General features: G+C 33.9%; 2 protein-coding genes and 1 tRNA gene. 1 reads left to right on the forward strand and 2 read right to left on the reverse strand.

Annotation, left to right across the window (positions count from 1 at the left end; genetic code table 11):
* Positions 1–214: 214 nt before the first annotated feature.
* Complete coding sequence (locus X926_RS09110) at positions 215–553, reverse strand: carboxymuconolactone decarboxylase family protein (RefSeq protein ID WP_103065860.1); 339 nt, start codon at positions 551–553, stop codon at positions 215–217.
* Between the two features lie 229 nt (positions 554–782).
* Positions 783–856, reverse strand: a tRNA-Gln gene (locus X926_RS09115).
* A 221-nt stretch (positions 857–1,077) separates the two neighbouring features.
* Here X926_RS09115 and X926_RS09120 point away from each other — a divergent pair.
* Positions 1,078–2,026: GTPase (locus X926_RS09120; protein ID WP_103065861.1), on the forward strand; the 949-nt coding region annotated here is incomplete at its 3' end.

Genomic DNA, 2,026 nt, shown 5'->3' on the forward strand with positions numbered 1-2,026 from the left:
CCCTTCCCCCGCTCCCCACCCCTAAGGATAAAAATATTTTTATCTTTTATTACATAACTGCCCTTTTAAGGAATAAATCTGCGGTATCTTAGAACCTTAAGCCCAGCTGAAAGGATAATGAAAATTTATTCCTTTGTCCCACCGTCCGTCTACTTTCATCTTTCAATATTATAACAAAAAAGGGGAGCTTTTCTCCCCTTTGAAAAATTGACTATTATTTTAGGTCTTTTAATGCTTCCAAAACCAAACCTGCGTGCATTAAAGCTGGACCTCCACCCATTAACACTGCAACCCACGCAGCTTCCAAAATTTCCTCTTCTGTGGCACCTGCTTCTAACGCAAATTTCACATGACACGCGATGCACCATTCACAATTTCTTGCTATAGAAAGTGCAACAGCTATTAGCTCTTTAGTTTTTTTATCAAGGGCTGCACCTTCTTCTTTTTCGATGGCTTCCATCATGTTTTGGAAACTCCCCATTTGCTCTGGGTTTGTCTTAGAAAACTCCTTCATCCAATCCATTGCTTTTTGAAAACTATCTTTCATACTCATGGTAATCACCCCTTTTATAAGTTTTGTTATATATTTCACAATTTTACAAAAAAGAATTTCAAATCCTCATATTTCAACGGTCTTTTTTCACTATTACCAAAAACATTATAACTAAAATTTGTTAAAATTTTAACAAGCAAATGTTTCGTTTAAATCAAATTATTATTCAAATACTCTTTACTAAAAAAAAGAAAAAAAGGACCCTTTTATAAGGATCCTTATATTGTATTGGCTGGGGGAGGAGGATTCGAACCTCCACTGACGGAGTCAGAGTCCGCTGTCCTGCCGTTAGACGATCCCCCAATCAGCAAAATTATTATATCACAATTTTTTTTGGTTGACAAGTAAATTTGAAACTCTAAAAAAAGAGGTCGATTGGGGACAAAACCCTTAGCCCAAATACCTAGAAATTTCTAAGTATTCGGTTTTTTTAACATAGGTTCAAATGTTAGAAACTATTTTGTGGGAAAATAACTGAGGATTTTGTTCCTTTCAAAAATTTTTTAATGGAGACAATAATTATTATGAAATGTGAAGGCTGCGGTATAGAGATACAAACAGAAGAGCCTAAAAACCCAGGGTATATACCTGAGAATGTCCTCAAAGAAAAAATGGAAAATAACGAATCTGTAGTTTGCCAAAGATGCTTTAAATTAAAGCATTATAATTATTTATTACCGGTTACAATAAATTCCGATTTTTCCGGTGAGCTTGACAAGGTTTTAAAAGATTTTGAAACGGTTTTGTGGGTGGTAGATGTAATAGATTTCGAAGGCACATTCAGAAAAGAGATTGCCGAAAAAATAAAAGGGAAGAATATTTTTTTAATCGTCAATAAAATAGATCTTTTACCGAAAAGCACACCCTACGAAAAATTAAAAAATTGGTTGCTCTTGAGAATCAAAGAGATGGGTATAAATATCCGGGATGATCATGTGAGAATGGTCAGCGTTAAAACAGGTATGGGAATAGAAAAAACAAAACAATTGCTTTTGCAAAAAGAGAAAGAAAAGGCATTGGTAGTAGGGGTAACCAATGTAGGTAAATCATCTTTTTTAAACAGATTAGTGGAAGCAGAAATAACTGTAAGTGCATATTCTGGAACTACTTTGAAGGTATTAAAAGCAAACGTACCTAACACAGATTTGCAATTATTCGATACCCCCGGTATTTTCACACAAGACAGGTTGTGCGATTTTTTTGATATTTATACTCAAGTTAAGATGATTCCTTCTAAAAAAATTAAGATTAAAACTTTCACTGTGAATGAAAAAAATGTTCTTTTTATCAGCGGATTGTTCTGGTTGAAAGTTTTAAAGAACGGTGTTAACAATTTACCACCTATAATCACTGTTTTTCTTCCAGAAGAGATATCTGCTCACAGAGCAAAAGAAGAAAGAGTTAATGATTTACTTCACAATAGAGAGGTTTTATTCCCTCCTTACAATGATAATTTTACTGTCTTCAGAAACT

Source organism: Petrotoga sp. HWHPT.55.6.3, assembly GCF_002895495.1.
In the GTDB taxonomy this organism is placed as follows: Bacteria; Thermotogota; Thermotogae; order Petrotogales; family Petrotogaceae; genus Petrotoga; species Petrotoga mobilis.